Origin of the sequence: Erythrobacter sp. WG (assembly GCF_026586795.1) — a bacterium.
GTDB lineage: Bacteria > Pseudomonadota > Alphaproteobacteria > Sphingomonadales > Sphingomonadaceae > Erythrobacter.
The window spans coordinates 25,452-51,115 of record NZ_JAPFGY010000002.1 but is presented as its reverse complement, the minus strand read 5'-3'; the positions used below and the strand labels follow the sequence as shown (position 1 = coordinate 51,115).

General features: G+C 67.9%; 22 protein-coding genes. 11 read left to right on the top strand and 11 right to left on the bottom strand.

The features are described 5' to 3' along the window. The first annotated feature begins 131 nt into the window (after positions 1–131). The 5 genes from OPU67_RS01365 (at position 132) to OPU67_RS01345 (ending at position 4,794) form a co-directional block, all read left to right on the top strand. Positions 132–1,967, top strand: coding sequence for a gamma-glutamyltransferase family protein (locus tag OPU67_RS01365; RefSeq protein WP_267616979.1), 1,836 nt, complete (start codon positions 132–134; stop codon positions 1,965–1,967). Between the two features lie 103 nt (positions 1,968–2,070). Further along, positions 2,071–2,976 carry an SPFH domain-containing protein gene (locus OPU67_RS01360; RefSeq protein WP_267616977.1) on the top strand — a complete coding sequence of 302 codons (906 nt, stop codon included), beginning with the start codon at positions 2,071–2,073 and terminating at the stop codon, positions 2,974–2,976. A 103-nt stretch (positions 2,977–3,079) separates the two neighbouring features. Beyond that, complete coding sequence (locus OPU67_RS01355) at positions 3,080–3,295, top strand: Arc family DNA-binding protein (protein ID WP_267616975.1); 216 nt, start codon at positions 3,080–3,082, stop codon at positions 3,293–3,295. Between the two features lie 123 nt (positions 3,296–3,418). Beyond that, positions 3,419–3,787, top strand: coding sequence for a hypothetical protein (locus OPU67_RS01350; protein ID WP_267616973.1), 369 nt, complete (start codon positions 3,419–3,421; stop codon positions 3,785–3,787). A 32-nt stretch (positions 3,788–3,819) separates the two neighbouring features. Then, positions 3,820–4,794: a hypothetical protein gene (locus OPU67_RS01345; protein ID WP_267616971.1), complete on the top strand. Its 975-nt coding sequence runs from the start codon at positions 3,820–3,822 to the stop codon at positions 4,792–4,794. Positions 4,795–4,903: 109 nt separating this feature from the next. Here OPU67_RS01345 and bchJ read toward each other — a convergent pair whose 3' ends face one another. The 6 genes from bchJ to OPU67_RS01315 all read right to left on the bottom strand — a co-directional run bounded on the left by bchJ (position 4,904) and on the right by OPU67_RS01315 (position 12,055). After that, positions 4,904–5,542 (bottom strand): bacteriochlorophyll 4-vinyl reductase, encoded by a 639-nt coding sequence (gene bchJ / locus OPU67_RS01340; protein WP_267616969.1) that lies wholly within the window; start codon positions 5,540–5,542, stop codon positions 4,904–4,906. Then, complete coding sequence (bchE, locus tag OPU67_RS01335) at positions 5,532–7,145, bottom strand: magnesium-protoporphyrin IX monomethyl ester anaerobic oxidative cyclase (RefSeq protein ID WP_267616967.1); 1,614 nt, start codon at positions 7,143–7,145, stop codon at positions 5,532–5,534. The genes bchJ and bchE overlap by 11 nt, the downstream gene beginning before the upstream one ends. A 176-nt stretch (positions 7,146–7,321) precedes the next feature. Next, positions 7,322–7,891 (bottom strand): VOC family protein, encoded by a 570-nt coding sequence (locus OPU67_RS01330; RefSeq protein WP_267616966.1) that lies wholly within the window; start codon positions 7,889–7,891, stop codon positions 7,322–7,324. 112 nt (positions 7,892–8,003) lie between these two features. Then, positions 8,004–9,119 carry a 4-hydroxyphenylpyruvate dioxygenase gene (hppD, locus tag OPU67_RS01325; RefSeq protein ID WP_267616965.1) on the bottom strand — a complete coding sequence of 372 codons (1,116 nt, stop codon included), beginning with the start codon at positions 9,117–9,119 and terminating at the stop codon, positions 8,004–8,006. A 130-nt stretch (positions 9,120–9,249) separates the two neighbouring features. Beyond that, positions 9,250–10,797, bottom strand: coding sequence for an acetyl-CoA acetyltransferase (locus OPU67_RS01320; RefSeq protein ID WP_267616964.1), 1,548 nt, complete (start codon positions 10,795–10,797; stop codon positions 9,250–9,252). After that, the gene (locus OPU67_RS01315; RefSeq protein WP_267616963.1) at positions 10,787–12,055 is read right to left on the bottom strand and encodes an acetyl-CoA C-acetyltransferase; all 1,269 of its coding nucleotides are present in this window, start codon (positions 12,053–12,055) and stop codon (positions 10,787–10,789) included. Before OPU67_RS01315 ends, OPU67_RS01320 begins: the two co-directional genes overlap by 11 nt. Before the next feature lie 121 nt (positions 12,056–12,176). Between OPU67_RS01315 and OPU67_RS01310 the strand changes: the two genes are divergently transcribed. Further along, positions 12,177–12,950 carry a crotonase/enoyl-CoA hydratase family protein gene (locus OPU67_RS01310; RefSeq protein ID WP_420708933.1) on the top strand — a complete coding sequence of 258 codons (774 nt, stop codon included), beginning with the start codon at positions 12,177–12,179 and terminating at the stop codon, positions 12,948–12,950. A gap of 100 nt (positions 12,951–13,050) precedes the next feature. Further along, positions 13,051–14,214, top strand: coding sequence for an acyl-CoA dehydrogenase family protein (locus OPU67_RS01305; RefSeq protein ID WP_267616961.1), 1,164 nt, complete (start codon positions 13,051–13,053; stop codon positions 14,212–14,214). A 182-nt stretch (positions 14,215–14,396) separates the two neighbouring features. Here OPU67_RS01305 and OPU67_RS01300 read toward each other — a convergent pair whose 3' ends face one another. Beyond that, complete coding sequence (locus OPU67_RS01300) at positions 14,397–16,991, bottom strand: TonB-dependent receptor (protein ID WP_267616960.1); 2,595 nt, start codon at positions 16,989–16,991, stop codon at positions 14,397–14,399. A gap of 203 nt (positions 16,992–17,194) precedes the next feature. Continuing rightward, positions 17,195–19,246, bottom strand: a complete 2,052-nt coding sequence (locus OPU67_RS01295; protein ID WP_267616959.1) for a TonB-dependent receptor plug domain-containing protein — start codon at positions 19,244–19,246, stop codon at positions 17,195–17,197. A 146-nt stretch (positions 19,247–19,392) separates the two neighbouring features. Here OPU67_RS01295 and OPU67_RS01290 point away from each other — a divergent pair, with 146 nt between their 5' ends. From OPU67_RS01290 to OPU67_RS01275, 4 genes are all read left to right on the top strand, one after another. After that, positions 19,393–20,901 carry a flavin-containing monooxygenase gene (locus OPU67_RS01290; RefSeq protein ID WP_267616958.1) on the top strand — a complete coding sequence of 503 codons (1,509 nt, stop codon included), beginning with the start codon at positions 19,393–19,395 and terminating at the stop codon, positions 20,899–20,901. Between the two features lie 130 nt (positions 20,902–21,031). Beyond that, positions 21,032–21,793, top strand: a complete 762-nt coding sequence (locus tag OPU67_RS01285) for a competence/damage-inducible protein A (RefSeq protein WP_267616957.1) — start codon at positions 21,032–21,034, stop codon at positions 21,791–21,793. 54 nt (positions 21,794–21,847) lie between these two features. Further along, positions 21,848–22,819, top strand: coding sequence for a polysaccharide deacetylase family protein (locus tag OPU67_RS01280; RefSeq protein WP_267616955.1), 972 nt, complete (start codon positions 21,848–21,850; stop codon positions 22,817–22,819). Positions 22,820–22,844: 25 nt separating this feature from the next. Continuing rightward, complete coding sequence (locus OPU67_RS01275; RefSeq protein ID WP_267616953.1) at positions 22,845–23,738, top strand: GNAT family N-acetyltransferase; 894 nt, start codon at positions 22,845–22,847, stop codon at positions 23,736–23,738. On the opposite strand, the gene OPU67_RS01270 is transcribed toward OPU67_RS01275, so the two are convergent. The 3 genes from OPU67_RS01270 to rplK form a co-directional block, all read right to left on the bottom strand. After that, on the bottom strand, positions 23,697–24,008 hold the full coding sequence (locus tag OPU67_RS01270; protein WP_267616951.1) for a hypothetical protein: 312 nt from the start codon (positions 24,006–24,008) through the stop codon (positions 23,697–23,699). The genes OPU67_RS01275 and OPU67_RS01270 overlap by 42 nt on opposite strands. Positions 24,009–24,485: 477 nt before the next feature. After that, positions 24,486–25,178, bottom strand: a complete 693-nt coding sequence (gene rplA, locus OPU67_RS01265) for a 50S ribosomal protein L1 (protein WP_267616950.1) — start codon at positions 25,176–25,178, stop codon at positions 24,486–24,488. 4 nt (positions 25,179–25,182) lie between these two features. Then, positions 25,183–25,614, bottom strand: a complete 432-nt coding sequence (gene rplK, locus OPU67_RS01260) for a 50S ribosomal protein L11 (protein ID WP_267616949.1) — start codon at positions 25,612–25,614, stop codon at positions 25,183–25,185. Positions 25,615–25,664: the final 50 nt, after the last annotated feature.

Below are 25,664 nucleotides of genomic sequence, written 5' to 3'. Positions count from 1 at the left end.
CCGCTGCGCACCTGCCTCACCGCGCCGATGATCTTCGGCATCGCCGCCTTCCTCGTCCCAAGCCAGCTGATGCACGTCCTTGCCTTCGCGTCATCTTGAACGGCGCGGCGCACCCTCTAGTGTGCCGCGCCATGACGATCCGCACCGCCCTGCTCCTTGCCGGAGCCGCCGCTTTCCTCGCCCCGCCGCTCCTTGCCGAGGACATCCCCAATCCCGCCGACACCCGCCCCGAGGCCACCAAGGGCATCGGCCCCGGCGCGCGGCCGGTGGGTGCCGCGTGGAGCCGCAGCCCGGTGGTCGCCCCGCACGGCATGGCCGCCACCGCCCACCCGCTCGCGACGCAGATCGCGCTCGACATCCTCAAGGCGGGCGGCAGCGCGGTCGACGCGGCGATCGCCGCCAACGCGGCGCTCGGATTGATGGAGCCGACCGGCAACGGGATCGGCGGGGATCTGTTCGCGATCGTGCTCGACCCCGCGACCGGCGCGCTGGTGGGTCTCAACGGCTCCGGTCGCTCGCCCAAGGGGCAGACGCTGGCACAGCTCAAGGCCAAGCTGCCGAAAGGTGCGACCAGCCTGCCGCCGGTCGGCGCGCTTCCGGTAACCGTCCCCGGCACGGTCGACGCGTGGTTCGCGATGCATCGGCGCTACGGCAAGCTGCCGATGGAACAGGTGCTCGCCCCCACGATCCGCTATGCCCGCGAGGGGCACCCCGTCGCGCCGGTGATCGCGATGTATCTGGAGCGCGGGCTGAAGAACTACGAGGCGCAGCAAAAGCGCACCCCGTTCGAGTTCGAGAACGCAAAGCGGACATGGTTTGCTCGCGGCCGCGCGCCCCGGCCCGGCGAGATGTTCCGCAATCCCGATCTGGCAAGCACGCTGGAAGCGATCGCCCGGGGCGGGCGCGATGCCTTCTATGCCGGGCCCCTCGCCAAGGTGATGGTCGACTACCTGCAAAGGCAGGGCAGTGCCTTTACCCTCGCCGATTTCGCCGCACACCAGAGCGAGTGGGTCGAGGTCGCCTGCGTCCCCTATCGCAAGGGCTACGAGCTGTGCGAACTGCCGCCCAACAGCCAGGGCTTCGCGGCGCTCCAGATGGTCAACATCCTCAGGAACGTGGAGCTCAGCCAGTGGGAGCGGGGCAGCCCCGAGGTGATCCACTACATCACCGAAGCCAAGCGCCTCGCCTTCGAGGATGCTGCGCGCTTCTACGCCGATCCGGCCTTTGCGCGGACGCCGGCGGAACTGCTCAGCGAGGAATATGGCAAGCAGCGCTTCGCCCTGATCGATCCCGCAAAAGCGACCCCTGCCTTTACCCCCGGTGCGCTGGTCGCCCCCAAGCTGGAGGGCGAGGGCGACACCACCTACATGACCGTCGCCGACAAGGACGGGATGATGGTCAGCCTCATCCAGTCGAACTATCGCGGCATGGGCTCAGGGCTGGTGGCGGACGGCCTCGGCTTCATGTTCCAGGATCGCGGCGAGCTCTACAGCCTCGATCCCGCGCACCCCAATGCCTATGCGCCCGCCAAGCGCCCATTCCAGACGATCATCCCGGCCTTCATCCGCAAGGACGGCAAGCCTTGGGCCAGCTTCGGGCTGATGGGTGGCGGAATGCAGCCGCAGGGGCACGTGCAGGTGCTCGTCAACATCGTCGACTACGGCATGAACCTGCAGGAAGCGGGGGACGCCGCGCGGCTCCACCACGATGGCGGGCGCCAGCCGACCGACGCGCTGGCGGGGAGCCCCGCCGACACCGTACCCATCGACACGCTGGGCGTGCTTCAGGTGGAACCCGGCATTCCGGCAGCGACGGTCGAGGCGCTCAGGGCGATGGGCCACAAGGTCGAGGTCGAGACCACCGGCATTCCTTTCGGCGGCTATCAGATCATCGCCCGCGATTCCGTCACGGGCGTCTACACGGGGGCCACCGAGATGCGCAAGGACGGGCAGGCGAGCGGCTACTGAGGCAGCGGCAGGGGCTCGGTCTGCCCCGCATACGAAACCGCTTGACGGCCATCGAGGCTGATATAAATGTGATATCACTTTTATATCGGAATGGAGATTCGTCATGCCTCCCCACGAAACCCCCGCGCTCAACCGCAGCCGCGAATATGCGGCCACCACGCAAAGCGGCTATGTCATGCTGCTGGTCAGCCTTGCGCTGGTCGCTCTCGGGGCGTGGCTGTTCATCGGCGCCGTCGAGGGCGAGGGCCCGCCCGCCGGCCTGCCGCTGATTGCCGCGCTGGTGAGCGGCTTCATCGGCCTGTTCATCCTCACCGGCTTCTACATGATCAACCCCAACGAGGCCGCCGCGATCCAGCTGTTCGGCGCCTACAAGGGCACCGACCGCAACGAGGGGCTGCGCTGGGTGCTCCCCTGGCTTGCCCGCAAGAAGATCGCGGTGCGCGCCAACAACGTGATCTCCGAGAAGATCAAGGTCAACGACGCGCGCGGCAACCCGATCGAGATGGCCGCGCAGGTCGTGTGGCGCGTCACCGACACCGCGCAGGCGCTGTTCGACGTCGACGACTACCGCGAGTTCGTGACCGCCCAGATCGAGGCGGCGGTGCGCTCGATCGGCTCGCGCTATCCCTATGACGACATCGAGCACCTCGAGGTGACGCTGCGCGGCAACCACGAGGAGGTCGGCGCGGAGCTGCGCCTCGCCCTGATCGAGCGCTTGCAGGTCGCCGGGATCACCGTCGACGAATGCGGCCTCACCCACCTTGCCTATGCTCCCGAGATCGCCGGCGCGATGCTGCGCCGCCAGCAGGCCGAAGCGGTGATCGCCGCGCGCGCCAAGCTGGTCGAGGGCGCGGTCTCGATGGTCGAACTCGCGCTCACCCAGCTTTCCGAGAAGGACGTGGTCCATCTCGACGACGAGCGCCGCGCGGCGATGGTCTCGAACCTGATGGTGGTGCTGTGCTCGGAACGCGACACGACCCCGGTGGTCAATGCGGGGAGCCTCTATTGACCCCTGTTCCGTTCGTGTCGAGCGAAGTCGAGACACTTCGCTCCGGCACGGCGGTTGCAAGACATCTCGACTTCGCTCGATGCGAACGGAGAGAGATCGACAGATGACAGCGAAGAAGGCCTTCCCCCTGCGCCTCGATCCGGCGCTTCACGATGCGGTGCAACGGCTCGCCGATGCCGAGCTGCGCAGCGTGAACGCCGAAATCGAGGTGCTGCTGCGCGAGGCGCTGGCGAAGCGGGGGGTCAAGGTCGAACGCAGCCAGCCCGCGCGGCGCGGCCGCCCGCCGGCCGATCAGGGTGCCGGTCCGACCGAAATGTGACAGGCGGACACTTGTTTCCGATCGGTCGAAGAATCGTCTTGCGCGCCTGTCCGGGGGGCTGCAATGCCCTGATATCACGCGGGAGGAGGCATCGCACGCCGCCCCCCGCCTCGGGAGTAGGTGATGCGCGAAAGGGACAAGCCCTTCGTCCTCTACAGGGGCGGGTTGGTGAGCCTCCTTATCGTCCCGCGCGGGATCAGGGGCTGGGGTCAGTTCGCCCTGTGGCTCGGCCTTTGCGTTCCCCTCTTCGTATGGCTGGGCGATCATGTCCGCACCCATCCCGACGGGCCCGATTACCTCGCGGGCGTCATGCTCTTCGTGTTCGGCGTCATCGTCTGGCTGATCGGCGGGCTGTGGTGGATGCTCGCGCGGGCCGAGGTGATCGAGATGGTCGAGGTGCGCCGCAGCCGGCAATACGAGCGGTGGGAGCGCGAACGGGCACGGCGCCGCCAGCAGGACACCGCCCGGCAGGACGCCGCCCGCCACGACTAGGAACACGCGGCGCTTGCTGGCATGAGGGCGCCATGTCGCCCCGCCACCTTGCCGCACTCGCCTGTGCCATCTGCCCGGCCATCCCCGTCGCCGCCGGACAGACGGTCGCCGAGCCCGCCCCAGCATCCGCGCCCGCGCCCGCGCCGCTGCCGGAGGAGCTGGTGCTGGAGGGCGACGCCATCGTCACCGTGCTTCTGGACGGCGTGCCGCTGCGCCTCGCCGTCCGGGCCGAGGCCTTCGGCGCGCCGATCGTCAATCCCGATGTCGCCGCGCGGCTCGCCCTTGCCGCCACAGGAGAGCGCGGCTGGCGTTATGGCCCGGTGGTGGTCACCGGCAGTTCGGCCGAAGCGAGCGCCGATTTCGGCGCGGGGCCGACGCCGCTGACGGTGTCCTGGGCCGACCGCCCCGTGATCGCGGGCGCGGACGGGGTGATCGGCGTCCACGCCCTGCCCTACGCCCGCGTCACCTTCGCCTACCGCCTGCCGCACGATGACGAAGTGGTGCAGCGCTTCGCGCTCAAGCGCAGCGGCGGGCGGGCCAACACCCGGCTCGGCACCGAGGTCGGCGTCGGCAAGAAGCGGCTGATGATGATCTTCGCCCCGGAGCGCCGGGAAAATCTCGTCACCGCGCCCACCGCGAACTTCATCGCCACCCACCAGGAGGGCGGGTTCGAACCGGATTCGCAGGGCATCGCGGTCATGGACTTCGGCGTCGAGCGTCCCACCCGCACGATGCGCATCGCCGTGCCCGTCGCACTCGGCAGCCTCATCGTCGATCGCTTCGCGGTGCGGATCGAGGACTACGGCCAGCCCAACCGGGTGGGCGAGATCGCGGCGGACGACCCGCGCTTCGATCCCGACAACATCCTCGTCTCCGCCCGCAAGGGACGCGGGCGGCCCGATCTGCTGACCCGGATCGGCGGCGACCAGATCGCGCATTGCTCCCGCCTCACCTACGATCTGGCGGGCGGCGAGATCCGCTTGAGCTGCCGTCCCGCGCCGCTCTGATCACGCCCGTGCAGGCACCGGAAGCGCTTGACGCACGGCACGTTCCAGGCCCGCCTTCAGTCGCTTGATGCCAACCCGGAGCGTGTCGCGATACTGAAGGAGATCCGCCTCAGCTGCGGGGCCCTGCCCTCCGGGTGAGCCGTCCCCTTCGCGCGATGGCGTAGGCACGGGCGGGGATATGGTCGCGGTCCGGCTCCAGCATCCGGCAGGTGCAATCCGCCGCGACGAGCGACCCGTAAAGGCGGGTGAAGACGGCCGCGTACCAGGCGAACAGGCTGTCGGGCGGCGGCAGGCTGTCGGGCGCTGCGCTGCGATCGATGGTGAAGGCCCACGCGCCGGTCGGCGCGAAGGCTCCCGCGCCGACGAAGGTCCAGGCGTGCTTGCGGATCGCGGCCATCAGCAGCGGCGCGGCGACCATCGCTGGCACGTGGCGCAGCAGCCAGACGGCCGCGCGCGGGATGCGGTGGGCGATGATGTAATCAGCCGTCCGCGCGCCTGCCTCCTCGGCGATGACGAAGGCGCCCATCGGATCATGCAGCGTCAGCCAGCGGTGGAGGCGCAGCGCCTCGATCTCGGGGATCATGTGCTCGCCCGAGGGGAGGCGGTCGATCTGTGCGTCGCTGAGGATCGCGGCGGTTTCGGCAGCCCCGAGCCGCTCCTCCATCACCGCCACCGCCTGAAGCACCGCATTGGGCCCGATCAGCGCGCCGGATTTCCGGCGTGGATGAAGCCTCGCCTCAATCGACATCGATCCGATCCCGCCGGCGTGTCTCACCCCGCTGTTTCATCTGCGCGCGGACAGCCTCGCGGCGCTCCTGCGCCTGAGCGGCACGGTCGGCGGCGGTCTCCCAGTCGGCGGCCGCGTCGATCGCGGCGGCGCGGCTTTCGTCGAAGTGGAATGCGACGCTCTTCTTGGTCTGCGGCCCCCAATATCCCGCCTTGCCCAGATCGTAGAAGGTCCGCTTGAACCCGGCGCGCAGGAAGGCCCACAGGCATCCCAAGAGATACCGCCGCCGGAAGCCGGTGCCGCGCCACGGGTAGTGGAACAGCGCCTTGCGGCTGTAGAACCTGCGGTAGTTCTTCATCACCCCGTCGAGCAGCTCGCCCCGCTCCATCGCCGCGGGCTTCATGATCGGGGTGACGAAATTGTACTTGCTGAAATCGTGGACCTCGACCTGGTCCTTCAGCGTCTCGAACAGGGGCGTGTAGGGCCAGGGCGTATACATCGCCCAATTGGCGAGATCGGGCTGCCAGTCCCACGCCATCTGGAAGGTCTCCTCCAGCGTCTCGGGGGTTTCGTTGTCGAGCCCGACGATGAACTGCGCCTCGACGAAGATGTCGGCCTCGCGCAGCAGGCGGATCGCCTCCTTGTTCTCCTCGACCCTGGTTTCCTTGTTGAAGCGGTCGAGCTTCATCTGTGCGGCGGCTTCCGTGCCCAGGCTGACGTGCACCAACCCGGCACGACGGTAGAAGGGGAGCAGTTCCTTATCTCGATAAATGTCGGTGACGCGGGTGTTGATCCCCCACTTGACCTTGTCGGGCAGGCCGCGGTCGATCAGCTCCTGACAGAATTTGATGAAGGTCTTGCGGTTGATCGTCGGTTCCTCGTCCGCAAGGATGAAGAAGCCGACGCCGTGCTTTTCGTGCAGCTCCTGGATTTCGTCGACGACGTCCTTGGGATCGCGCACGCGGTAATCGCGCCAGAACTTCCACTGCGAGCAGAACGAGCAAGTGAAGGGGCAGCCGCGCGCCAGATTGGGGATGGCGACGCGGGTGCCGAGCGGGATGTAGGTGTACTGGTTCCAGTCGAGGATATCCCAGTCGGGCTTGATCGAGGCCATGTCCTTGATCGTGTCGGCGGCCTCGGTGGCGACCACTTGCTCACCCTCGCGGAAGGCAAGGCCCTTGATGGCACGCGCGTCCTTGGGCCAGCGGCCCTGCTCGATTGCGGTGAACAGCGCGACCGCGATTTCCTCCCCCTCGCCGCGCACGATCACGTCGATATGCGGGGCTTCGGCGAGCACCTGCTGGTACATGAAGGTCGCATGGATGCCGCCCAGCACCCGCACCGCCTGCGGCACGTGGAGCGCGGCGATCTCCAGCACGCGCTCGGCAGCGTAGATCGAGGGGGTGATCGCGGTGGTGCCTACCACATCGGGCTGGAGCGCGGTCATGCGCTGGCGCAGCTCGTCGTCCGAGAGCCCCTCGGTCATCGCGTCGATGAAGGTGATGTCGTCGAACCCGGCGCGCTTCAGCGGGCCGGTCAGGTAGGCGACCCAGGCGGGCGGCCACGTCCCGGCGATCTCCGCGCCCCCCGAGCGATAGTTGGGATGGACGAACAGGATGCGCATGGACTCAACTCCCCCTCTTGGATGCTGCCAGGGTGGGGGAGACGGCGCGCGGGGGCTTTGCGCTGGATCAAAACGTCTTTCGCCCCTTCCCCATGGGGAAGGGGTTGGGGATGGGGGTTCGACGTCCGATAGGGCAGAGCCCCCACCCCCAGCCCCTCCCCTAGGGGAGGGGAGAATCAGCCCTTCGCCGCCGCGTGCTCCGCGCGGGCAAGCTCGTGGAGCCAGTCGGCGTGGCGCGGGGCCTGCTTGGTTCGGCTCCACTCCTCGAGCATCACCGGCGCGACGCGGGCGAGTTCCGCATATTGCTCCGGCGTGCCGATATCGGCGGCGAGTTCCACGCGGTGGCCGTTGGGATCGAAGAAGTAGATCGACTTGAAGATGCCGTGATGCGTCGGCCCGAGCACGTCGATCCCTTGCGCCTCGATATGCGCCTTGGCCGCGAGCAGCGCGTCCTCGGATGGCACCTTGAGCGCGAGGTGCTGCACCCATTGGGGCGTGTTCGGGTCCTTGCCCATCTCGGGCTGGTTGGGCAGCTCGAAGAAGGCGAGAATGTTGCCACCCCCCGCATCGAGGAAGATGTGCATGTAAGGATCATATTCGCCCGTGGAGGGCACGTGATCCTCGGCAAAAGCGGTGGTGTAGGTCATGCCGAGCACGCGGGCGTACCACTCCACGGTCTCCTTGGCGTCCTTGCAGCGATAGGCCGCGTGGTGGATGCCGGCGAGGTTGACGGGGTGGGTGGTCATATCAAACTCCGTTCGGGCTGAGCTTGTCGAAGCCCCGCACTTTCATCAGTCCCGCCAGTCCAAGAGAAGGACGGCCCTTCGACAAGCTCAGGGCGAACGGGAGTGGGGAGAGTTACTCCGCCGGTTCCTCGACATTGAGCACGCCGCGCTCGATCTGGTCGCGTTCGAGGCTTTCGAACAGGGCCTTGAAGTTGCCCTCGCCGAAGCCCTCGTCGCCCTTGCGCTGGATGAACTCGAAGAACACCGGCCCGACCTGCGCCTGCGCGAAGATTTGCAGGAGGAGGCGGGGCTGGCCGCCTTCCGTGGTGCCGTCCAGCAGGATGCCGCGCATCTTCAATGCGTCAACATCCTCGCCGTGGCCGGGAAGGCGTTCGGCGAGCATGTCGTAATAGGTCGCGGGCGGCGCGGTCATGAAGGGCACGCCGAGCTTCTGCAGGCGGTCCCAGCAGGCGGGCAGGTCGTCGCAGATCAGCGCGATGTGCTGGATGCCCTCGCCGTTGAAGGCGCGCAGGAACTCCTCGATCTGGCCCTTGCCGCCCTCGCCTTCCTCATTGAGCGGAATGCGGATCTTGCCGTCGGGCGCGGTCAGGGCCTTGCTGGTGAGGCCGGTGTATTCGCCCTTGATGTCGAAGAAGCGGATCTCGCGGAAGTTGAAGAGCGTCTCGTAATAGTCCGCCCAGTACTTCATCCGCCCGCCATAGACGTTGTGGGTGAGGTGATCGATGGTGTGGAAGCCCGCGCCTTCGGGGCGGCGCTCGACACCGGGGAGGTACTCGAAGTCGATGTCGTAGATGGTGAGGCCGTTGCCCCCTTCCGCGCCCTCATAGCGGTCGACGATGTAAAGGATCGCCCCGCCGATGCCGCGGATCGCGGGGATGCGCAGCTCCATCGGGCCGGTCTGGACGGCGACGGGCTCCGCGCCCTTGCTGATCAGGTGTTCATAGGCCTTGGCCGCATCGCGCACGCGGAAAGCCATGCCGCAGGCCGAGGGGCCATGCTCGCGGGCAAAATACCATGCGGCCGAGCGCGGCTCGTAATTGGCGATGAGGTTGATGCCGCCCTGCCGCCAGAGGTGCACGTCCTTCGAGCGGTGCTGGGCAACACGGGTGAAGCCCATCGCTTCGAACACCGGCTCGAGCACGCCCTTCTCGGGGGCGCAGAACTCGACGAATTCGAAGCCGTCGAGGCCGACGGGGTTGTCGAAGAGGTCTTTGCTCTGGGCGTTCATCGCGTCGCGCTCCCTGTTGGTGGAGATAGTTTCAATTGAAACCATCTACCGCAAGCGACCGAGTCGCGCAAGATTGCGGCAGGGCTGCGGGCATGACTTGCGGTGATGGGCCGCAAGGCGCGGCGCGCGATCAGGTCACCCGCCCCATCGTCCTCCCGCGCGCGTCGTGCGACAGGGCGAGCCGCGCCCCGAAGGGCTCGCCGCCCGCGAAGGCCGCGGCGGTCGCGGGGTCACCGAGATCGGCATTGCCCACCACCCGCTCGCCCGCGTCGCTCCGGCCGATGAAGATCGCCTGATCGCCCTTGGGGCTGCGGTTGATGGTGTAGGTCTCGACCACCGCGCTCGCCACCGGCCCCGTCGCCACAGGCACCTTCTCGGTCGCCTTGGGGAGCACGGCGAAGCGGTCATTGCCGCTCCAGTCGGCGGGGTCGGTGGAGTAGATGCCGGTCGCATATTTGCTCATCCACCCGCCGTTCGCGCCGACCAGCGCGAAGCTGCCGCGAGCCGCGCGCACCCGCTGCACCGCTTCGGCGATGGCGTGGGCCGAGTAATTGTTCCCCGCCCCGCCGAAGAACGGCAGGCCCCCGGTGAGCGTCAGCCCCCTCGGATCGTCGGCGGAAAGGCCGAAGTGGTCGCACTGGTTGAACACGGGGATCGCGAAGCACGAGTAGAAGTCGAGATAGGCCATCTCGTCCATCCCCTTCCCCGCCCGCGCCAGCGCCGCCTCGACGCTGGCGATCGAGGCCGGGCACGCCGACAGGTCGGGCCGCTCGGACAGCTTGAGCTCGGTAGCGCCAGTGACGGCGTGGATGTGGACCCACCGCTCCTCCGGCACGCCCAGCTCGCGCGCCAGCCCGGCGCTGGCGACGATCACCGCTGCCGCCTGGTTCACCTGATCGCGCGCCACGGTCATGCGGGTGTAGGGCTCCGCGACGACGCGGTTCCGGTCGGTGACGGTGGCGAGTTCCTCGGCCGTCCGTTCGACCGGAGCCGCCGAATGCGGGATCGCCGCTGCCACCTTCGTGAACGGCGCGAACAGCCTGCCGATGGCCAGCCGGTAGTCCTCGAGCCCCATGCCGAGCCGGTGCCGCCGCGCGTTCTCGGCTAGCGCATAGAGCGGGATCGCCCCGGTCGCGCCGTGCAGCATCAGCGCAGGCTCGAGCAGGTCCTCGACGCCGAAGCCCTGATCCTCGCAGTCGCCCGGCACGTCCTCCGACCAGTCGGGGATTTCCCCCTTCGCGGTGAGCGCCAGCACGGTCGAGATCGCCTCGCTCCCGACGATCACAGCGCAGCGGCTCTCCCCTGCGGCGATGGCGCTCGCAAACTCGCCCACCAGCTGCTGGTTGGTCTGCCCGCCGGTGGTGGTGAGGATCGCGCGCTTGGGATGAGCGCCCACCCGCCCCGCAATCGCGCGCGGCACATTGTTCGCCGCCCCGAAGGGCGGCTTCCTGTCGGGCCGCGACATCTCGAAGGCGCGGATCCCGGCGAGGGTGTCGATGGCGCCTGCCACCGACCCGCTCGCCCCGCTGTCGGCAATCGCCGCCCCGAGCGCTCGTCCCGCAAGGTCCATGTAGGAAAGGGCGGCATAGCCGGGCTCGCCGACCCGCTCCGAGTATTGGCCCACCCCGATGATCACCGGGGTGTTGTCGGCAACGTAGCCCCCCGGCTCAGTCGACAAAGCCGTCGACCCGCTCGACGATGATCGCCGGAGCCATGCCGCCCGCCGCGCACATGGTGACGAGGCCGTAGCGCCCGCCGCGGCGCTCCAACTCGTCGACGATCGTGCCGATCAGGATCGAGCCGGTTGCGCCGATGGGGTGGCCCAAGGCGATCGAGCCGCCGTTGACGTTGACCTTGTCCCAGTCGAGCCCGAGATCGCGCACGAACTTGGCGGCAACCACCGCGAAGGCCTCGTTGATCTCGAACAGGTCGATATCGTCGGTCGTCAGCCCCGCCTTGGCCAGCACCTTCTTCGCCGCCGGCACCGGCGCGTTGAGCATCAGCGTCGGATCATCGCCCATGTTGGCGGTCGCGACAATGCGGGCGCGGGGCTTCAAACCGTGCTTCTCGGCATAGGCTTTGCTCGTGATCAGCACGGCGGCCGCACCATCGACCACGCCCGAGGAATTGCCCGCGTGGTGGAAGTGCTTGATCTCCAGATCGGGATACTTGCGGTTGACCAGCTTGCGGAAGGTCGTGCCCTCGGCATCGAGCGGCATATCGGCGATCTTGGGGAAGGCGGGCTCGAGCTTCGCCAGATCCTCGCGGGTGGTCTGCGGGCGCGGATATTCCTCGCGGTCGAGAATCACCGTGCCGTCGTCCGCCACCACCGGCACCACCGACTTCGCGAAGCGGCCCTCGCTGATCGCCTCGGCAGCGCGCTGTTGCGAGCGGTAGCCGACCTCGTCGAGTTCCTCGCGGGTGAAGCCTTCCAGCGAAGCGATGGCATCGCCGCAGATGCCCTGGTGCGACTGCGGGTGGACCGCCTGGAGCCGCTCGTTGTAGCTGCCCATCATCGGCGGCTTGATCCCTGCGCGCATCTTCTCCTGGCTCATCGCGGCGGTGAGGCTCATCATCTCGGTGCCCCCGGCGACGACGCAGTCCTCCATGCCGCTCATCACCTGCGCGGCGGCGAGCGCGACGCTGGTGATGCCGCCGCCGCAGAACCGGTCGAGCGTGGTGCCGGACGAGGTGATGTCATAGCCCGCATCGAGCGCGGCCATCCGGCCCATGTCGCCCGCCTGCATCCCGTCCTGCGTGCTGACCGACCAGATCACGTCGTCGACGGTCTTGGTATCGAGGTTGTTCCTGTCCTTGATCGCCTTCAGGACCGTGGCGGCGAGGTGCTGCGGGTGGCACGCGGCCAATGCGCCCTTGCCCTGCTTGCCGATCCCGCGCGGGGTGCGGACGGCGTCGATGATGTAGGCTTCGGCCATGGAATGATCCTCTCTCGTCTTTGCGCGAAATTGCGGTTGACGCCTGCGTAAACCCACTGCACCAATCGCACAAGAATTGCGTTTCAAAATGCAATCACATTTTCGAGCAGGAGAGAGAGCCGTGAGCGAGACCGCCGCCCCCGAAGTGCTGACAGACGTCGAGGACGGCGTCCTCATCGTCACCATCAACCGCCCCGATGCCAAGAACGCCATGAGCAAGGCCGCGGCCGAGGGGATCGCGGCGGCGATGGACCGGCTCGACGCCGAGGACGACCTCAGGGTCGGCATCCTCACCGGCGCGGGCGGGACCTTCTGTTCGGGGATGGATCTGAAGGGCTTCCTGCGCGGCGAATCGCCCACCGTGGAAGGCCGGGGTTTCGGCGGCGTGGTGCAGGCCCCGCCCAAGAAGCCGCTGATCGCCGCGGTCGAGGGCTATGCACTCGCCGGAGGCCTCGAGCTGATGATCGCCTGCGATCTGGTGGTGGCGAATGCGGGCGCGAAGTTCGGCATCCCCGAAGTGAAGCGCGGCCTGGTGGCGGCGGCGGGGGGCGTGATGATGCTGCCCGACCAGATCCCCGAACGGATCGCGATGGAGCTGGCGCTGACCGGCGACTTCATCGACGCCGCGCGCGCCTACAGCCTCGGCCTCATCAACGAGGTGACCGAAGGCCCGGCGCTCGACGCGGCGAAGGCGCTCGCGGCGCGGATCGCGGCGAACGGCCCGCTTGCGGTGCGGGTGTCCAAGCAGATCGTCAAGGAATCGCGCGGCTGGGCGATGGAGGAGCGTTACGCCAAGCAGGGCGCGCTGATCGGCCCGGTGTTCGTCAGCCACGACGCGCGCGAGGGCGCCGCCGCCTTCGCCGAGAAGCGCAAGCCCAACTGGACCGGCCGCTAAGTCCGTTCTTGCAGGGGGCTTGCCCGCGCAAAGTGCGTGCTTGCCCCCCGCCAGCCACCCCTTTGACCCATTGTTTCACGTGAAACATCAGGAGAGACCGATGCCTGTCATCGAAGTGCCCCAGCCCGCCTTCATGGAAGACGAGGAAATCGCCATTTTCGCCGACGCGGTCGGCAAGTTCTACCAGCAGCACGCCCCGGAAAAGCGCGTCCTCAAGTGGCGCGAGGACGGCCAGGTCGAACGCGAGTTCTGGCGCGAGGCCGGGGCGGCGGGTCTGCTCGGCGTGTCGGTGCCCACCGAATATGGCGGCCACGGCGGGGACTTCCGGCACGACATGGTGGTGATCGACCAGCAGGCGAAATACGGGGTCGAGGGCTTCGGCGCCTCGCTCCACAACACCATTATCCTGCCCTATCTGGTGCGCCATGGCACTGAGGAACAAAAGAAAAAATACCTGCCGCGCCTCGTGACCGGCGACCTCGTCAGCGCCATCGCGATGAGCGAGCCCGATGCGGGGAGCGACCTCCAGTCGATCAAGACCACGGCGTTGAAGGACGGCAACGGCTACCGGCTGAATGGCTCGAAAACCTGGATCTCGAACGGGCAATTGGCCGACTTCATCATCGTCGTCGCCAAGACCGATCCCAGCGAGGGCGCCAAGGGCATCTCGCTACTGCTGCTCGAGACCGAGGGGGCAGAAGGCTTCCAGCGCGGCAAGAAGCTCGACAAGATCGGGCTGGACGCGCAGGACACGAGCGAGTTGTTCTTCGACAACGTGTTCATTCCGGCCGACAATCTCCTCGGCGGGATCGAGGGGCGCGGGTTCTACCAGCTGATGGGCGAGCTGCCACAGGAGCGCCTGGTGATCGCCATGAACGCCATCACCGGAATCGAGAAGGCGCTCGACGTGACGGTCGAATATGTCAAAAATCGCAAGGCCTTCGGCAAGACGATCTGGGACTTCCAGAACACCCAGTTCACCCTCGCCGACCTCAAGGCGCGCGGCACGGCGGCGCGGGTGTTCGTCAACGACTGCATCGCCAAGCTGCTCGAAGGCAAGCTCGACGTGGCGACCGCGAGCATGGCGAAGTACTGGGTGACCGAACTCCAGTCGGAGGTGGTCGACAAGTGCCTGCAATTCCACGGCGGGGCGGGCTACATCAACGATTACGCCATCGCCCGGATGTACCGCGACACCCGCATCGCGCGGATCTATGGCGGGTCGAACGAGATCATGAAGATGCTGATCGCGAGGTCGATGTAAACGCAGCCGCCTTGCGCGGCTGCGTCCTCGCCGAATCTCAGGCCCTTGTTGGCCTGATCGCCTGCGGGGCGGCCGCGTGGCCTTGCGGTCGCTGAAGCGACCGATCTGGCAGCAAGCGCCAACAAGAAAGGGGCGGCTCGGATACCCGAGCCGCCCCTGTTCTTTGCTTCCGCTTCAGGCGCTTAGAACTTTGCGCGCAGCGTCACGCCGTATTGGCGCGGCGGCAGGGTGAAGGCCGAGCGCGAGTTGGCGAAGCCCGAGCCGCGCAGCGTGGTGTTGAAGGTCACCCCGCGCACCACCTCGTCGGTGAGGTTGTTCACCCAGCCCTCAAGCGCATACTTGCCGTCCATGAACCTGAGCCCGGCGCGCAGGTTGACGAAGGCCTTGCCGTCCTGGATGTCGGCGACGATCAGCGGCGCGGCGGCGGCAGCGGCTTGAATCTGCGCTTGGCTCGCCCCGGCCGGCACCGTCGGCGGCACGATCGCCTGCGTCGAGGTCCGCTGGTCGCTCTCCAGACGCACCTGCCCGGCCACGAAGAATTCGACCGTGTCGCTGATCGGCCTGTCCCAGTTCACGCCCGCCAGCGCGACCACTTGCGGGGCGTTGGTGAGCTCGTTGCCGCACAGCGAGACGACCGTGACCGAGGCAAGGTTGCCCGCGCAATCGTTGGGGTAGCGCGCCTCGAGGATCGTCGCCGCGAGGTTGAAGGTCAGGCCGGTCGCCGGGCGGATTAGGCTCTCGATCTCGACGCCCTTGGTCCGCGCCTTGGGCACGTTGAAGGTCTGGAACGCGGTGCCGGTGAACTCGAGTACCTGGAAGTTCGAGAAGTCTTCGTAGAAGGCCGCGACGTTGACGGTCAGCGCGCGGTTGGCGGTCTGCGCCTTGATCCCGATTTCGAAGGAATCGACCTCTTCCGACAGGAAGCGCGGATCAGCGCCGCCGTTGGCTGCGGTGGTATCGAGGTTGAGGCCGCCCGCCTTGTAGCCATGGGTGAAGCTCGCGTACGCGTTGACGCCCGGCGAGAACTCGTAGGCGAGCTTGCCGGTGTAGATCAGCTCCTCGTCCTTGAAGTTCGACTGGAAGGTGCGCGGCAGGAGAATGTTCAGGGGGAAGGCAGGGTTCGTCGCCTGCGGCAGGTTCACCGGTGCGGTGAAGCCGAAGCAGCCCAGCGTGACAAACGTCGGCGCAAGGGCTCCCAGGGCCCCGACCCTGCTGAGCACGGCCGGGCAGAGGCGATTGTTGACCGCGGTCTGGGTGAACCCGCCCGACTTGTCTTCCCACGAATAGCGCGCGCCCACGGTCAGCTCGAGACCGTCGGTGAGCTCGAGCGTGTTGTGGGTGAAGATCGCGTAGCTGGTCGCGTCCTGCTGGAAACGGTTGGTGTTGTTGACGGTCGACGGGGCGATGCCGGTCAGGCGCTCGAGCGGCCGCGGTCCGAAGAACAGCGGCGAGAGCGGGTTGAGCGAGGCGCCGCTGGTGCCCCCGGCGAGCAGCGCACCGACGTTCAGGTCGTATTCGGTGCCGAGCGCGAAGTCGATCGACTGGTCGATCTGCTCGTTCGAGTAGAAGCCGCCCACCATGTAGTTGAGCTTGCCGCCCAGCGTCTCGCCTTGGAGGCGCAGTTCCGCGGTCCAGGTTTCGAGGTCGAGGGCGATCCGGTTGACGTTGAAGAGGTCAGCCGCGGTGAAGTCGGAATCGTAGGCCTCGAAGGCCTTGTACTTGCGCCACGAGCCGATGAAGATGAGGTTGGCGTTGTCAGAGACCGGGAATTCGAGTTCGCCGGTGACGCCGTAGTTGTCGATGTCGGCCGCCGGCAGGCGGTTGGCGGACACCACGCGGTTGTCCATCGCCCGCTCGAAGCCGCCCTGGTCGCGATTGCCGGTGGCGGTGAAGGGCTGGCCGTTGCCGCCATTGGCACCGAGCCCGACCGCCTGGTAGAGCCCGGCGGTCACCAGCGGCGACTGGTAGAGCTCGATCGCACCGCAGCAGCTCGACTTGCTGCGTGAGTAATCGGCGATGATCCGGCCGCGAATGCCGCTTTCGGTGTCCCATCCGATCTGGCCGCGCACCAGCCACTGGTCGGCATTGTTGGTCTCGCCGATTTTGCGGCCGGTGCGGTCCACCACGTCGAGGAAGCCGTCGCGCTGCCGCCACGCGCCGGTGAGGCGCACCGCGAGCGTGTCCTTGACGACCGGCACGTTGATCGCCCCCTGGAGGCTGCGCTCGTTGAAATTGCCGTATTCCGCGTTCACGAAACCGCCGAAGCCGGTCACGTCGGGGCGCACGTTGGTGATGTTGAGCGCGCCCGCGGAGGTGTTGCGGCCGAACAGCGTGCCCTGCGGCCCGCGCAGCACCTCGACCCGCTCGACATCGACGAATTCGCTCAAAGCGACGCCGGGGCGCGAGGCGTAGGCACCGTCGATGAAGATACCGACCGCGCTCTCGAAGCCGATGTTGTTCGAGGTCGTCCCGATGCCGCGCACGCGCAGCACCACCGAGCCCGATGCGAGCTGCGCCTGGCTGGCGGTGAAGGACGGCGCAAGGGCCGAGATCTGCTGGATGTTGACGACGCGCTGCGTCTCGAGCTGTTGCGGGGAGATCGCGGTCACCGCGAGCGGGATGTCCTGCACGTCCTGCGCGCGGCGGGTGGCGGTGACGATGATGACGCTGTCGTCGTTCCGCGGCGCGGCTTCCGGGGCGGTGTCCTGGGCGAAGGCAGGGGTGGTCAATGCGCTGCAGGCCATGAGGCCGCAGGCATAGCTTGCGAACTTGCGCATGATGGTTTCCTCTCTCTCCACAAACCAGCCGGTCTTGAGCCGGCTTGGTGAGCGGGATGAAACCTATCAGCGCCGCGGGCCCTCACAAGAGCGGCGCAACGGTTCTCGTCCGACAGTAGCAAAAATGCCACAATTGCCGCTCTCGCGCAGGATTGCTGCGCACATTGCTTGGGGTAAGCAAGTATCTGCCGAAAGCCGGGATTTCAGAATCCGTAGCGGATGCCGATCCAGCCCGTGCGCGGAATGCCGAAATCGCGCGATCCGCCCTGGTTGCGGGTGACGATCGTCTCGCCCGTCAGGTTCTCGGCCCGCACGATCAGCGCGAGCTTGCCGGTAAGCGGGGCGGCGAGGAAGGCGTCGAGCGTGGTCGCCGGCGGCAGGCGGTCGGTCTCGCGGTCGTCCTCGAACTGCGAGGACGTGTAGCGCAGCGTGCCCGCCACCCGCCAGCCAGGCGCGGGCTGCCAGCCGAGCGTCATGCTGGCCGCCAGCCGCGGGGTCTGCGCGGGGCGCTTGCCGTCCAGTTCGGCGGAAGGGCCGGTCCCGCCGCGCACCTCGGCATCGGTGAAGGCCAGCGAGCCATCGAGGCTCACCGCGCCGAGCTTGACGCCGAGGCTGGCCTCCACTCCGCGCGCGCGGATTTCGGGCAGGTTGGCACGGCGGCGCAGGTTGGGGCCGACCGTGACATTGGCAATGGCGTTCTTCACCCGGTTCTCGAAGGCGGTGACCGAGAGCACCACGGCGCTGACCGGCTGCCAGTCGAAGCCTGCCTCGAACCCGCGCAGCCGCTCGCTTTCGAGATCGGCATTGGCCTGGGTCGTCACCGGCACCACCACGAAGGGGCGGTAGAGCTCATTGAGGGTCGGCAGGCGCAGCCCGGTGTAGGCGGCGGCGCGCAGTTCGAGGCGGCGGGTGGCGTAGAGCAGCGCACCGGCACGCCAGCTGGCCGTCCACTCCGAACGGTCGGCGGGGAGGATCGTCGCGACCGGCACCCCGGTGGGGCTGACCGCGCGGTAGAAGCCGCCGGTGATGCTGCTGCGATCCGCGCGCAGGCCGCCGTTCAGGGTGAGCGGGCCGATCTGCCAGTCGTCCTCGATGAAGACACCGAGATTGTCGATTGTCCCCCCGGCGCGGCGGCTCTCGGTGATGCGGCCCGTGACGGCGTTGATCGCATCCTCGTCGGTCTCGCCGGTGGCCCGGCGCCAGTCGGCCCCGATGCGGATGTCGTGCCCTTCGAGCAGCGGCGGGCGCAGTTCGAACTTGCCGCCGACCCCGGTGGAGGGGGTGGCGCGCTGGTTCAGGGTCGGGGTGAAGCGGGTCGCGGAGATGACGATGTTGGTGAAGTCGCGCGCCTGGACATAGGCCAGCACGTCGAACGGCAAGGCGCCGCGCCCGACGAGGCGGATCGAGGCCTCCTGGCCCTCGCTGGTCGACAGCGCGCCTGCGAAGCGCAGGGTTCGCGCGTCACGGAAAGCGGCGACGCGGGCCTGGAGCTCGATGTCGGGCGTCAGCGGCGCGGCGGCGCGCAGGGCGACATTCCAGCTGTCGAACCGCGCCCGGGCGGTCGCCGGGACGCGCTCGGCGGGCGGCGTGGTCAAGAAGCCCTGCCCGCGGTCCCAACGACCGCTCGCGGTGGCGAAGCCCGCGCCCAGTCGCTGGGTCAGCACCGCGCTCGCCTCGGTCTCGGCACGGTCGTTGATCGCCGCGCTGGCGAGCAGCGGATTGAGACCGCCCGGCTCGGCGCTCTCGAGCTCGATGGTGCCGGCCAGCGCCCCCGCCCCGAACGGACCCGAACCGCCGCCGCGCGTCACGCGGATCGCACCCAGCGTTTCGGGCGGGATCGCGGACAAGGGGATGTAGCCGAAGAAGGGATCGGCGACCGGCACCCCGTCCAGCAGCACCAGCGCGCGGCTCGTGGCGTTGCCGCCGAGCGCGCGCAGTGTCACCCCTTGCGCACTGGGGTTCGAGGAGCGGCTGTCGGAGCGGCGGAACTGCTGGAAGCCGGCGACATTCCGCAGCACGTCCTCGATCCGCCCCGAAGGCGCGGCGATAATCGTCTCGCGCTCCAGCGTGGTGGTCGCGTAGATCCCGCTCGACAGCGCCGGGTCGAGCCCGCGCCCGGTGACGATGATCTCGCCCTTCGGCACCTCCTCGTCCGGCGGCTCGTCCTGCGGATCGGCTTGCAGCTCCTGCGCGGCGAGCGGGGCGGCGATCAGCAGCGGCAGGGCACAGGCGAGCAGTCGGGCACGGAATGTCATGATCTTACCTCTACGGAGCGGCGCGCGAGGTGTCACCTCGGACCAAAGTCGCACACCAAACTCGGTTGCAATTTGCCATTCGAGACTCGCTTTTGCCCGAACGGTGTGATTACATCGGCGACGAAACAGGGAGAGAGAGGCCCGCCATGCCCGCATCGCCGCCAGATTTCGACGTGCTGATCGTCGGCGCCGGGATATCCGGCATCGGCATGGCCGCGCACATGGGGATGAAGGCGCCCGGCCACTCCTACTGCATCGTCGAGCGGCGCGACAATCTCGGCGGCACCTGGGACCTGTTCCGCTATCCCGGCATCCGCTCGGACAGCGATATGCACACCCTGGGCTTCGACTTCGAGCCCTGGACCCACGAGAAGTCGATCGCCGATGCGCCCGCGATCCTCGAATATCTCGATCGGATCGTCGACGAGCGCGGCATTCGCCAGCACATCCGCTTCGGCCACAAGGTGCTCTCCGCCGATTTCCGCCACGACGAGGCGCGCTGGCACGTGGAGATGGAAAAGGCCGACGGCAGCCGCACACACCTCACCGCCAACTTCCTCTACTTGGGCGCCGGCTACTACGACTACGACGAGCCCTACGACCCCGGCTTCGACTTCGGCGAGTTCGAAGGGCAGGTGCTGCACCCGCAGTTCTGGCCGCAGGACCTCGATTACGCGGGCAAGAACGTGGTTGTGATCGGCTCGGGCGCGACGGCGGTGACGATCGTGCCCGCGATGGCGCAGCAGGCCAATCACGTGACGATGCTCCAGCGCACCCCGACATGGATGTTCACCCGCCCCGCCAAGGACGGCTTCGCCAACTTTCTGCGCAGGATCCTACCCGAAAAACTCGCCTACCGGGTGACCCGCTTCAAGAACATCAAGATGCAGGACTTCTCCTTCAAGCTGGCCCGCGACAACCCGCAGAAGGTGATCGACGCGCTTTACAAGAAGATCGAGAAGGCACTGGGGCCGGACTACGACAAGGCTGCCTTCACCCCGCCCTACAACCCGTGGGAGCAGCGCCTGTGCCTCGTGCCCGACGAAGACCTGTTCCGCGCCATGAAGGAGGGCCGGGCCGATGTCGTCACCGGGCACATCGCGAAGTTCGAGAAGGGCGGCGTGCGCCTTGCCGACGGGCGCTTTCTGCCGGCCGACATCGTGGTCACCGCCACCGGCTTGAAGCTCGCGGTGGCGGGCAAGATCGACGTGCGCGTGGACGGCGCGCCGGTCGCGTTCAACGAGCGGTTCTACTACAAGGGCTGCATGTTCTCGAACCTGCCGAACCTTGCGGTGGTGTTCGGCTACCTCAACGCCAGCTGGACCCTGCGCGCCGACATCAATTCGGACTACGTGTGCCGCGTCCTGCAGCATATGCGCGCGACCGGCACGGTCATCGCCACCCCGGTGCTCACGAAAGAGGCAGAGGCCGCGATCGTCGAGGACGACGTGTTCGATTTCTCGAGCGGCTACATCCAGCGCGGCAAGCATATCATGCCGCGCAACTCGATCAGCTACCCCTGGCGGCTCAACCAGGAATATGTGGTCGACAGAAAACGCATGAAGGACGACCCGCTGACCGACGGGATCCTGACCTTCACGAAGCCCGGCGCCAATGCCCGCGCGGCCGACCAACAGCTCGAGGCGGCGGAGTAGGGGTTATTCGCCGTGTTCGTGTCGAGCGAAGTCGAGACACCTGTGCGGCGGCCTCTCGACTTCGCTCGAGGCGAACGGGGGGGTGATGAAATCCTTCCGCTCCCTGCCAATCTCCCCTAACCTTGCCCCCATGACCTCTCCCGACAAGATCTGGACCGCCGGCCTCATCGTCATCGGCGACGAAATCCTCTCCGGCCGCACCCACGACAAGAACATCGCGCAGGTGGCAAGCTGGCTGCAGGTGCAGGGCATCCGCCTCGTAGAAGTCCGGGTGGTGCCCGATATCGAGGCACGCATCGTCGCGGCGGTCGAAGCGCTGCGGGCCGAGCATGACTATTGTTTCACCACCGGCGGGATCGGCCCGACGCATGACGACATCACCGTCGACGCGGTGGCGACGGCGCTCGGCGTGCCGGTGGTGATCCATCCCGAGGCGCGCGCGATGCTCGAGCGCTACTATGCGACCCGCGGCGGCCTCAACGAGGGGCGCCTCAGGATGGCCCGCGTGCCCGAGGGTGCCGAGCTCATCCCCAACCGGATGTCCGGCGCGCCGGGCATCCGCATCGGCAACCTGTTCCTGATGGCCGGCGTCCCGCACATCACCGCCGGAATGCTCGACGCGCTGACCGGCACGCTCGAGGGCGGCGCGCCGCTGCTGTCGGAGACGCTCGGCTGCTGGGTCGCCGAAAGCGAGGTTGCTACCCTGCTGCGCGAGGTGGAAGCGGCCCATCCGGCCTGCCAGATCGGCTCCTACCCTTTCTTCCGCGAAGGCCGCGTGGGTGCCAACTTCGTCATCCGCTCGGTCAGCGCCGAGGACCTCGCGCGGTGCAGCGCGGCGCTTGCCGAAGGGCTGGACGCGCAGGGCCTCGCCGTCACCGCCGGCGGCATCTGAGGCCCGGGGAGACATCATCACCTCATCTTAACCCTCTGCTTGTACAGGGGGAGCATGACCACACGCGTGTTCATAACCATCGACACGGAGTACTCCTCGGGCCTGTACAACGGGCCAGGGGACCGTGCGGAGAACTTTGCGCGGTCGATCGCCTGCGTCACCCGCGATGGCCCCTCGGGGATCACCCACAAGCTCCAGCTCCTCGCCGAACACGGGCAGAAGGCGGTGTTCTTCGTCGATCCGATGCCGGCGCTGGTGTGGGGCGTGGCCGCGATCGAGGACGTGGTCGGCCCGATCATGGAGGCCGGGCAGGACGTGCAGCTTCACTGCCACACCGAATGGCTGGCGCTCGCCGGCGCGGGCAATCCGCTGCCTTCGAAAGCGACCGGCAAGTTCCTCTACGACTTCCCCTTCGAGGAGCAATGCGCGATCCTCGACTATGCGCGCGCGACGCTGATCGCAGCCGGTGCCCCGGCGCCGGTCGCCTTCCGGGCGGGCAATTACGGGGCGAATGACGACACGCTGCGCGCGCTCGCGGCGATCGGGCTCCATTACGATTCGAGTCACTGCCCGGCGCTCCCCACGAGCGGGGCCCGCATCAGCCTGGGCGCCGATGATCGCGACCCGCTCGGCCACATGGGCGTGGTCGAGGTGCCGGTGGGGGCGATCGCCACCCTCGGCGGCGGCCTGCGCCATGCCCAGATCACCGCGCTGACCCTCGCCGAGATGCTCGCCGCGATCCGTCACGCCCGCGACACCGATCGCGACAGCTTCACGCTGGTCAGCCACTCCTTCGAGCTCATCAACCGCCGCCGGCAGGCGGTGAATTACGTGGTGCGGCGCCGCTTCGCGGGGCTGGTCAAGGCGCTGGCAGGAATGCGCGGGGTGACGACCGGTACCTATGCCGAGATCCCGCCGCGCCTGCACCTGACCGGGCGCAACACCGCGCTGCCGCCGAGCACGCTGCGGACCGGCATCCGCATCGCCGAGCAATTCGTCTCCAACGCGCTTTACGGCGCGACCTGAGGCGGCACGCGGGCCCGCGCACGGCATGAGCGCCATCGATTTCACCCTCGGCTCGCGCCGCCTGGCAAGCGTGCCGCGCCGCGTGTCGACCTGGGCGTTCACGCTCGAGGACGTGCTGGCCGGCGCGCTACCCGACGCGCCGCCGGGCGGGCGGGACGGGGTGCGCGTCCTGTCCGCCCCGACGGCGCGCCTTGCCGAGGCGGTGACGCGCTATCCGGGTTTCGTCGCAGGCGCCCGGCAGGACTATCGGCGCCACTACATCGCGATGGACGGCAGCTTCGAAGCTTACATGGCGCGCTTTTCGGGCAAGACGCGCTCGACCCTGCGCCGCAAGGCGAAGAAGCTTGCCGAGGAGGCGGGCGGCTATGCCGTGACCGAACATCGGACCCCGGCCGAGGTCGAAGCCTTCCTTGCCGCCGCCCTACCGCTCTCGGCACGCACCTACCAGGCACGGCTGCTCGATGCGGGCCTGCCCGGCACGCCCGCGGCGCGGCAGGCGATGCTGGAAGCGGCCGAGGGCGACCGGATGCGCTGCTTCCTGCTGCGCGCGGGCGGGCAGGCGATCGCCTACCTCTCGCTGCCGGTCACCGGCGCGACGCTCGTCTATGCGCACCTCGGCTACGATCCCGACTGGGCGCGGCTCTCGCCCGGCACGGTGCTGCAGATGGAAGCGTTGGAGCGGCTGTTTGCCGAACAGCGCTACCGCTGGTTCGACTTCACCGAGGGCGAAGGTGCGCACAAGGCGATGTTCGGCACCCACTTTGCCGAATGTTCGAGCCTGATGCTGCTCGCGCCCACCCTCGCCAACCGCACCCTGCTGGGCGCGCGGGCGGGGTTCGACGGTGCGGTCGCGGGGGCGAGGGCCATCGCCGACAGGTCAGGGGCGCTCGGCCGCATCCGGGCGCTGCTGCGCGCCTAGCCGGGTCTTCTCGTCGGCGCTCCGCCGGTTGCGGGCATGGGCCTCGGCGCTCTCGACCATCGCCCTGCGCGCAGAGCGGGCACCCGACAGGCTGCCGTAGCGCAGCGCCAGATAGAGCCACACGATGGCGACGCCGCCGAACAACGCGCCGGCCGCGATCCCGAGCCGCACGTCGAAACTGGCCAGCAGCCCGAGCTCGGCAAGCGCCACCGCGGCAATCAGCCACTTCGTCGCCAGCCAACCGGTCAGGCTCTCCGAATCCCTCGGCATTTGCAGACAGACCTCTCCTGAACGGCGCGCGTCGGGGAGGAGGGTGCGCGCCTCGCCCAACGATGTGGCGAACCGCAGCGCAAAAGCAAGGGGTCGGGCGCGCCGGCGCTAGAGATCCTTGCCGGCCCCTCCTCGCGCTGGCGGCGGGTGGCGGCCTCGGTCCGGCGCACCTCCTCGGGGCGTGAGCCGCGATTCCATAGCCAGGTGGCGAGCATCACCGCGAACAGCGCTGCTGCCCCCACGCCCGGTGCAATGAAGGACCGGGTGATGAAGGTGGCGACCAGGGTTGCAAGGATGATGGCGATGATGGCGGCGCGTAACCTGGCGGGCTCCTTCGCAAGGACCCTACCCCCGCGCCGCAGCGGCGATCCGCTACCGGGGTGCCCCGGTCGTGCCCCTGAAGCCGTCCGATGCAAAAGGGGCCGAAAGCGCGATGCTTCCGGCCCCTTGCGGATCGGTTGAACCGGATCGGGCGGCTTACGCGCCCTCGACTTCCGACAGGTCGACCTTGAGGCCCGGGCCCATCGACGAGGTCACGGTGACCTTGCGGACGTACTTGCCCTTGGCGCCCGAGGGCTTCGACTTCACGACCGCATCGGTCAGCGCCTTGAAGTTCGCCTTCAGCGCGTCGTCCGAGAAGCTGAGCTTGCCGATGCCGGAGTGGATGATGCCCTGCTTTTCCACGCGGAACTCGACCTGGCCGGCCTTGGCGTCCTTCACCGCCTGCGCCACGTTCGGCGTGACCGTGCCGAGCTTGGGGTTCGGCATCAGGCCCTTGGGGCCGAGGATCTTGCCCAGACGCCCCACCACGCCCATCATGTCGGGCGAGGCGATCACGCGGTCATAGTCGAGGTTGCCGGCGATCATGTCTTCCATGAGGTCTTCCGCGCCCACCTTGTCCGCGCCGGCGGCGAGCGCCTTCTCGGCATTGTCGCCGCGCGCGAACACAGCCACCTTCACGTCCTTGCCGGTGCCCGAGGGCAGCGACACCATGCCGCGAACCATCTGGTCGGCATGGCGCGGATCGACGCCGAGGTTCATCGCGACTTCGACGGTCTCGTCGAACTTGCTCTTGTACTGGCGCAGCGTCGCGAGAGCCTCTTCAACGGTGTAGAGCTTCTCGCGGTCCAGCGCGCTGAGGACCTTCGCCTTCTTGGTCATCTTGCCCATGTGCTTAGCCCTCCACCACTTGCAGGCCCATCGAGCGGGCCGAGCCGGCGATGATCTTCATCGCCTGGTCCACGTCGTTCGCATTGAGGTCGGCCATCTTGGCTTCGGCGATCTCGCGGATCTGCGATTCCTTGATGGTCCCGGCCGACACCTTGCCCGGCTCCTTGGAGCCCGACTTGAGGTTGGCCGCCTTCTTGAGGAAGAACGACGCGGGCGGGGTCTTGGTGACGAAGGTGAAGGAGCGGTCGCCATAGACCGTGATCACGGTCGGGATCGGCATCCCCTTTTCCATTTCCTGCGTGGCGGCGTTGAACGCCTTGCAGAATTCCATGATGTTCACGCCGCGCTGACCCAGCGCCGGGCCGATCGGCGGCGAGGGGGTGGCAGAGCCCGCGGGCACCTGCAGCTTGATATAGCCTTCAATCTTCTTGGCCATGAATCCTTACTCCTGTCGCACTGTTGCCGCGCTGTTTCCAGCCCGGCTCA

Coding starts and splice junctions, on each gene's coding strand:
- OPU67_RS01365 (WP_267616979.1), top strand. CDS start 132: ATGACGATCCGCACCGCCCTGCTCCTTGCCGGAGCCGCCGCTTTCCTC.
- OPU67_RS01360 (WP_267616977.1), top strand. CDS start 2,071: ATGCCTCCCCACGAAACCCCCGCGCTCAACCGCAGCCGCGAATATGCG.
- OPU67_RS01355 (WP_267616975.1), top strand. CDS start 3,080: ATGACAGCGAAGAAGGCCTTCCCCCTGCGCCTCGATCCGGCGCTTCAC.
- OPU67_RS01350 (WP_267616973.1), top strand. CDS start 3,419: ATGCGCGAAAGGGACAAGCCCTTCGTCCTCTACAGGGGCGGGTTGGTG.
- OPU67_RS01345 (WP_267616971.1), top strand. CDS start 3,820: ATGTCGCCCCGCCACCTTGCCGCACTCGCCTGTGCCATCTGCCCGGCC.
- bchJ (WP_267616969.1), bottom strand. CDS start 5,542: ATGTCGATTGAGGCGAGGCTTCATCCACGCCGGAAATCCGGCGCGCTG.
- bchE (WP_267616967.1), bottom strand. CDS start 7,145: ATGCGCATCCTGTTCGTCCATCCCAACTATCGCTCGGGGGGCGCGGAG.
- OPU67_RS01330 (WP_267616966.1), bottom strand. CDS start 7,891: ATGACCACCCACCCCGTCAACCTCGCCGGCATCCACCACGCGGCCTAT.
- hppD (WP_267616965.1), bottom strand. CDS start 9,119: ATGAACGCCCAGAGCAAAGACCTCTTCGACAACCCCGTCGGCCTCGAC.
- OPU67_RS01315 (WP_267616963.1), bottom strand. CDS start 12,055: ATGGCCGAAGCCTACATCATCGACGCCGTCCGCACCCCGCGCGGGATC.
- OPU67_RS01305 (WP_267616961.1), top strand. CDS start 13,051: ATGCCTGTCATCGAAGTGCCCCAGCCCGCCTTCATGGAAGACGAGGAA.
- OPU67_RS01300 (WP_267616960.1), bottom strand. CDS start 16,991: ATGCGCAAGTTCGCAAGCTATGCCTGCGGCCTCATGGCCTGCAGCGCA.
- OPU67_RS01295 (WP_267616959.1), bottom strand. CDS start 19,246: ATGACATTCCGTGCCCGACTGCTCGCCTGTGCCCTGCCGCTGCTGATC.
- OPU67_RS01290 (WP_267616958.1), top strand. CDS start 19,393: ATGCCCGCATCGCCGCCAGATTTCGACGTGCTGATCGTCGGCGCCGGG.
- OPU67_RS01285 (WP_267616957.1), top strand. CDS start 21,032: ATGACCTCTCCCGACAAGATCTGGACCGCCGGCCTCATCGTCATCGGC.
- OPU67_RS01280 (WP_267616955.1), top strand. CDS start 21,848: ATGACCACACGCGTGTTCATAACCATCGACACGGAGTACTCCTCGGGC.
- OPU67_RS01275 (WP_267616953.1), top strand. CDS start 22,845: ATGAGCGCCATCGATTTCACCCTCGGCTCGCGCCGCCTGGCAAGCGTG.
- OPU67_RS01270 (WP_267616951.1), bottom strand. CDS start 24,008: ATGCCGAGGGATTCGGAGAGCCTGACCGGTTGGCTGGCGACGAAGTGG.
- rplA (WP_267616950.1), bottom strand. CDS start 25,178: ATGGGCAAGATGACCAAGAAGGCGAAGGTCCTCAGCGCGCTGGACCGC.
- rplK (WP_267616949.1), bottom strand. CDS start 25,614: ATGGCCAAGAAGATTGAAGGCTATATCAAGCTGCAGGTGCCCGCGGGC.